The following is a 6,333-nucleotide window of genomic DNA, read 5'->3' on the forward strand; positions in this document are numbered from 1 at the left end:
ACTTGAACTTGTAGTCGAGGCCCTTGTAGACGCCGCAGCCGTAGATGCCGTGCGCGCGCACGCCGTCCAGCCGGTTGGTCGCCGTCAGGTGCAGCTGCTCGTGCACGATCGGCAGCCACAGCACGGCCTCCTGGATGCGCATCTGCACCTGGTCGTAGTACTTGCGCCGCTCGTCGGCGGTCACCGCCGCCGTTCCCTTGGCGAGCAGTTCGTCCGTCTCCTTGTCCTTCCAGTTCATGCGGTTGGGTGTCGGGGCCGCGGCCGAGCGGAAGTAGAGGTTGTAGGCGTCGCCGACGCTGACATAGGGGTAGCTCATGGCGAAGGAATCGAACTCCTGGGTCGCCAGCTTGCCCCAGGCGATGGTGGCGTCGAAGAGATTGACCTGCATGTCGATGCCGATCTTGCGCAGGTCGCCCTGCACGGCCTCGGCCATCTGGTTGGTGGGCGCGCCCGAGATGGCGTAGAAGACCGGCGCCAGCTTCTTGCCGTCCTTGTAGCGCATGCCGTCGGCGCCGACCTTCCAGCCGGCCTCGTCGAGCAGCTTCTTCGCCTTCTCGGGATCGTACTTGATGGTGGCGCCGAGCGTCTTCTCGTTGAAGTCCGGCGTATCGGGGCTGACCGGCGTGTAGGCCGGCACGGCATGGCCGAACCAGACGTTCTTCACCAGCGCGTTCTGGTCGACGGCATAGTTGATCGCCTGGCGGACGCGGATGTCGCTCATGAACTCGCGGTCGACCTTGAACCCGATGTAGTAGGTCCAGAGGTAGGACTGCGCCTTGTGCACCTTGAGGTTGGGCGCCTTCATCGCCTGGTCGAGGGCGATCTGCGGGACGTACTGGGTGAGCTGCACCTGATTGGTCATCACCGAGGCGAGCCGGGTCGAGTTCTCGGGGATGATCTTCCAGATCACCCGCTCGATGTGGGCGGGACCGCGGTTCTGGTAGAATTCGGGACCCCACTTGTAGTGCGGGTTCCGCTTCATCACGAATTCCTGCCGCGGCACCCAGTTCTCCCAGCAATAGGGGCCGGTGCCGTTGAAGCCCTTGACGCCGAAGTCGGCGCCGAGCTTCTCGACCGTGTTCTTGTCGATGATCGAGGAGAAGAACTGGGTGAGCTGGAACGGCAGCTCCCCGAACGGCTCCTCCAGTTCGTAGATCACGGTGTACGCGTCGGCGGCGCGGATGTCCTTGACCTTGCCGGCGCGGCCGCGCACCGGCGACTTCAGCTCGGGGTCGATCCAGCGCTTCAGCGAATAGACGACATCGTCGGCGACCATGCCGCGGCCGTCGCAGAACTTGACGTCGTCGCGCAGCGCGAAGGTGTAGGTCTTGCCGTCCTCGGAGACCTTCCACGACTTGGCGAGCAGCGGCTTCACCGTCTTCAGGTCGTAGTCGAGCGACAGCAGCGTGTCGGCGATCTGGAAGAGGATGTCGCCGGCCGAGCGCGCGGTCGAGCGCGGCGGGTCGTAGCGGTCGGCGTCGATGACGCGCGCGATGGTCAGCGTGTTGCCCTGCGCCAGCGCCGCGCCGGCGGCCATTGCCGCGACGCCGGCCGCGGCGAAGGCCGTCGTCCAGGTTCCTGCTCGCATCGTTCTACCCTCCTGTCGTCGTCGGTCGTCCGATTGGTCGGATCGTCGGTTGTCCCGTGCCGCCGGCTAGTGCCGCAGCCGGGGGTCGAGGATGTCGCGCAGCGCGTCGCCCAGCACGTTGAAGGCGAGCACGATGGCGAAGATGGTCAGGCTCGGGATGGTCGCGATGTGCGGCGCGAAGAAGAGGAAGTCGCGCCCGTTCGCCGCCATCGTGCCGAGTTCCGCCGTCGGCGGCTGCGCGCCGAGCCCGAGGAAGCTGAGGGCGGCGCCGATGAGGACGATCTGGCCGAAGCGCAGCGTCGAGAAGACGAAGATCGACGACAGGCAGTTCGGCAGCAGGTAGCGCCAGATGATCGCCGCGTCGACGAGGCCGACGGCGCGGGCGGCGTCGATATAGTCCTGCTGCATGATGACGAGCGCGCTCGAGCGGGCGATGCGGGCGAGCAGGGGGATGGTGGCGATGGCGAGCGCGATGATGATCGGTGTCAGCCCGGGCCCGGTGACGGCGGCGATGGCGAGGCCGAAGAGGATCGCCGGGAACGACAGCAGCACGTCCATGACCCGCATCAGCAGCCCGTCGACACGGCTGTAGAAGGCGGCGACGATGCCGACGAAGGTGCCGATGAGGCCGCCGACGGCGAGCGCGACCAGCCCCATCAGCAGGGTGAGGCGGGTGCCGTAGAGCAGCCGGCTCAGCATGTCCCGGCCCTGTGCGTCGGTGCCGAAGATGTAGGCCGGGTCCTCGAAGGGCGGCCGCATGCCCTTGGCCGGATCGGTGAAGAAGGGGTCGTAGGGCGCGATCCACGGGGCCAGCAGCGCCGCCCCGATCACGGCGACGAGGAAGACCGAGGCCAGCAGCGCCGCCGGGTCGCGCCCTAGCCGGCGCAGGACCGAACGGCGGCGGGGCGCCGCCACGGCGGCGGTGGTGACGGTGGCGACGGCGTTCATCGCTTCTGCACCCGGGGATCGAGGACGGCGTAGAGCACGTCGACCGCGAGGTTGATGAGGAGGAAGGCGAGCGCCAGCACGATGATCGCACCCTGGGCGACCGGGAAGTCGCGGGACAGGATGGCGCCGACCGCCAGCCGGCCGACCCCGGGCCAGCTGAACATCGTCTCCGTCACCACGGCGCCGCCGAGCAGGAAGCCGATCTGCAGGCCGATCAGCGTCACGATGGGGATGAGGGCGTTGCGCAGGGCGTGGCGGACGACGACGCGCGGCTCGCTCAGGCCCTTGGCGCGGGCGGTGCGGACATAGTCGGCGCCCAGCACCTCGAGCACCGTGGTGCGGGTCATGCGGGCGATCGGGCCGACGAAGACGCCGCCCAGTGTGATCGCCGGCAGGACGAGGTGCTGGATGCCCTCCCAGCTCCACAGCGGGCCGCCGCGGCCGGTGAAGGGCAGCCACTGCAGCTTGTAGCCGACGTACCAGATGAGGACGAGGCCGAGGAAAAAGACCGGGATCGAGACGCCGGCGACCGAGAAGGCCATGATGATCCGGTCGACGAGCTTGCCGCGGTAGACCGCCGCCACCGTGCCCATGGCGATGCCGAGCGGGATCGCCCAGACGAGGCAGGCGACGAGCAGCTCCAGGGTCGGCCCCATCGTCCGCGCCAGTTCCTCGGCGACGCCGAGGTTGCTGATGATCGACTTGCCGAGGTCGCCCTGGAGGACGCGGCCGATGTAGAGCCCGAACTGGTACCAGAGCGGCTGGTCGAGGCCGAGGTCGCGGCGGATGGCGTCGATGATGTCCTGCGACGCCATCGGCCCGGCCAGCACCACGGCCGGGTCGGTCGGCACCACCTGGAGGAGGAGAAAACCGATGAGCAGGACCCCGAAGAGCACCGGCACGGAGAGGAGCAGGCGCTGGACGATATGACGGCCCATGGGGCGTCAGGCGGCAAGCTGGCCGTGGCGATCGAACGAGACCGCCCCGCCGCGCAGCGTGATGTCGCACCTCGTGTCGGTGCGGATCGCCTCCGGATCGCAGGCGAAGACGTCGCGCGACAGCACGGCGATGTCCGCCAGCATGCCGGGCTCCAGCGTCCCCTTGTCGGCCTCGCAGAAGGAGACGTAGGCGCCGTTGGCCGTCATCGCGTGCAGCGCCTCGCCGACGCCGAGCCGTTCCTGGCCGCCGAGCACGACCCCGCGCGAGGTCTTGCGGGTGACCGCGGCGTAGAGGTTGACGAACGGATTGATGTCGCACACCGGCGAATCCGTGCTGGCCGCCGGCCGCACCCCCGCCGTCGTCCAGCGCCGCATCGGATAGCCGGTCGCCGCCCGCTCCTCGCCGAGCACCGAGATGTAGAGGTCGCCGAAATCGTACATGAAGACGGGCTGCGGCGCGGGCGACATGCCGAGCCGCGCCATCTGGTCGATCTGGGCGTCGCTCATGAAGCCGCAATGCTCGATGCGGTGGCGCCGGTCCTGCGCCGGGACCCGGGCCTGGGCGTTCTGGACGGCGTCGAGGCAGATCTGGATGGCGTGGTCGCCGATGCCGTGGAGCGCCATCTGGTAGCCCTTGGCATGGTAGTCGAGGACCATCGCCCGCACATCCTCGTCGTTGTAGACGAGGATGCCGGTGTCGTGCTCGTCGCCGCCCTCGTAGGGCTCGAACATCGCCGCGGTGCGGCCGCCGGCGCTGCCGTCGGTGAAGACCTTGACCGGGCCGACGCGCAGCATGTCGTCGCCCGACTTCGTCACCAGCCCGCGCGCATGGGCCTGCTCGACGATCCCGTTGGGCCCGCCGGCGAGGCACATGTAGGTGCGCACCGGCAGCCGGCCGACCCGGCGTGCGGTCTCGTAGGCGGCGATCTCGTCCATGCCGCAGCGGGCGCCGACGTTCGCGTCCATGACGCTGGCGATGCCGTGACTGGCGCAGGCCGATCCGGCGCGCTCGATCGCGTCGACCATGGCGGCCACCGAGGGCTTGGGGATGACGGTCGAGACGAGGCGCTGCGCGGTCTCCATCAGGAGGCCGGTGAGGCGGCCGTTCTGCCGCTCCAGCGCGCCGCCTTGCGGGTTCGCCGATTCCTCGACGACGCCGCCCGCCGCCAGCGCCGCCGAGTTGGCGACGCCGACATGGCCGCAGGTGCGCTTGATGTAGACGGGGTTGTGCGGCGCCACCTGGTCGAGCTCCTCGCGCAGCGGATGCCGCTTGAGGTCGAGCTCGAAATGGTCGTAGCCGCGGCCGACGATCCATTCGCCGGGGGCGGCCCTGTCGGCGGCCGCCTTGATGCGGCCCAGCAGCGCCTCCATCGTCCGCACCTCGGTCGCGCGGATGTCGACCTCGACCATCGACAGGCCGAGCGGCAGCAGGTGCATGTGGTTGTCGTTGAAGGCGGGGATCGCGAGCCGGCCGGCGAGGTCGAGGGTGCGCGTGCCCGGCCCGAGCAGGCTCTCGATCTCGCTCATCCGGCCGGTGGCGAGGACGCGCCCGCGCCACACCGCCGCCGCTTCGACGAAGCCGCTGTCGAGGCCGCACCAGATGCGGCCGTTGCGCAGAACGAGGTCGGCTTTCGGCAGGGGCATTCGATGGCTCGCGGGCTGGCGGGAATGGCAGGTGGAGAAGCAAGATCGTGACCAGCCGCCGACCCTGAGTCAATCTGAGCCGGTCCGCCGCGAAATTGCCCCGGAAACACACGATGCCTGCCCAATCGGCAGGCGCATCCTTCCGTCCCTCGACGGGAGAATCCGTCGACGGGCTGCAGAGGAGGTACCGCGCTCGTGACCAAGTCCCCATTGGCGATCGGCGCCCTGTTCACCCTGGCGATGCCGCTCGCGACCGGCCCGGCCGTGGCGGCGGAACTGGCGCTCCGGCGGGTCGTGCTGTCGACCGCGGGGCTCGCCTATTTCGAGCACGAGGCAGAGGTCGAGGGCGGCGCCGAACTGCCGCTGACCGTGCGCCTCGACCAGGTCGACGACGTCCTGAAGAGCGCCGTCGTCTACGACGACCGCGGCGCCGTCGGCATCGTTCGCCTGCCCGGGCGCGAACCGCTCGACGAAGCCTTCCGCGCGCTGCCGTTCGACCGCGCGGCGCTCGATTCGCCGCTGGCCCTGTTCGATGCGCTGCGCGGCGCCCAGATCGTGGTCACGGGCGCGCGCACCATCGCGGGCCGGCTGCTCGGCGTGCAGGCGGAGGAGGAGCGCCTGCCCCAGGGCGGCGCGGTGACGCGCCACCGGGTCACGGTCGCCGCGGCCGACGGCATCCGGCAGGCGGTGCTGGAGGACCTCGATTCGCTCCGCTTCGCCGAGCCCAGGCTCCAGGCGCAGATCGAAGCGGCGCTGGCCGCCGTCGCCGCCTATCGCGAAAAGGACACGCGGACGCTCGCGATCGCGCTCGCCGGCACCGGCCGGCGCAAGGTCCGGGTCGGCTATGTCGTCGAGGCGCCGATCTGGAAGACCGCCTACCGCCTGTCGGTTTCGGGCGAAGCGGCGGGCCGGCTGCAGGGCTGGGCGGTGCTGGAGAACCTGGGCGGCACCGACTGGAAGGAGGTCGAACTGACCCTGGTCTCGGGCCAGCCGGTCGCGTTCCGCCAGCCGATCTACACCGCCTTCTTCCAGCCGCGCCCGGAGGTCCCGGTCGAGACCGTGGGCCGTGTCCTGCCGCGCCCCGACGAGGGCGCGCTGGCGAAGATGGAATCGGCGATGCCCTCGGCCCCGCCGCCGCCCGTGCCGATGCTGGCCCCGGCCCCGGCCGCCGGGGCGGCCGACCGCAGCCGCGGCTTCGCCGGCGCCGTCCGTGCC

At 70.1% G+C, this 6,333-nt stretch carries 4 protein-coding genes and 1 pseudogene; 1 reads left to right on the forward strand and 4 read right to left on the reverse strand.

The window, feature by feature from the left end:
• From ACE3Q3_RS22215 to ACE3Q3_RS22230, 4 genes are all read right to left on the reverse strand, one after another.
• Positions 1-1,588: ABC transporter substrate-binding protein (locus ACE3Q3_RS22215; protein ID WP_374449679.1), on the reverse strand; the 1,588-nt coding region annotated here is incomplete at its 3' end.
• Between the two features lie 66 nt (positions 1,589-1,654).
• Positions 1,655-2,536, reverse strand: coding sequence for an ABC transporter permease (locus ACE3Q3_RS22220; protein ID WP_374449681.1), 882 nt, complete (start codon positions 2,534-2,536; stop codon positions 1,655-1,657).
• On the reverse strand, positions 2,533-3,474 hold the full coding sequence (locus tag ACE3Q3_RS22225) for an ABC transporter permease (protein WP_374449683.1): 942 nt from the start codon (positions 3,472-3,474) through the stop codon (positions 2,533-2,535). Before ACE3Q3_RS22225 ends, ACE3Q3_RS22220 begins: the two co-directional genes overlap by 4 nt.
• A 6-nt stretch (positions 3,475-3,480) precedes the next feature.
• Positions 3,481-5,118 carry an amidohydrolase gene (locus ACE3Q3_RS22230; RefSeq protein WP_374449685.1) on the reverse strand — a complete coding sequence of 546 codons (1,638 nt, stop codon included), beginning with the start codon at positions 5,116-5,118 and terminating at the stop codon, positions 3,481-3,483.
• Between the two features lie 195 nt (positions 5,119-5,313).
• On the opposite strand from ACE3Q3_RS22230, the pseudogene ACE3Q3_RS22235 reads away from it, so the two are divergent.
• A pseudogene (locus tag ACE3Q3_RS22235) lies at positions 5,314-6,333 on the forward strand (hypothetical protein); the annotation flags it as partial.

The sequence above is a fragment of the Allostella sp. genome, assembly GCF_041913585.1.
Taxonomy (GTDB): domain Bacteria; phylum Pseudomonadota; class Alphaproteobacteria; order ATCC43930; family Allostellaceae; genus Allostella.

Excerpts from the sequence above, each read along its gene's own strand:
- ACE3Q3_RS22220 (WP_374449681.1), bottom strand. The coding sequence starts at position 2,536 with ATGAACGCCGTCGCCACCGTCACCACCGCCGCCGTGGCGGCGCCCCGC.
- ACE3Q3_RS22225 (WP_374449683.1), bottom strand. The coding sequence starts at position 3,474 with ATGGGCCGTCATATCGTCCAGCGCCTGCTCCTCTCCGTGCCGGTGCTC.
- ACE3Q3_RS22230 (WP_374449685.1), bottom strand. The coding sequence starts at position 5,118 with ATGCCCCTGCCGAAAGCCGACCTCGTTCTGCGCAACGGCCGCATCTGG.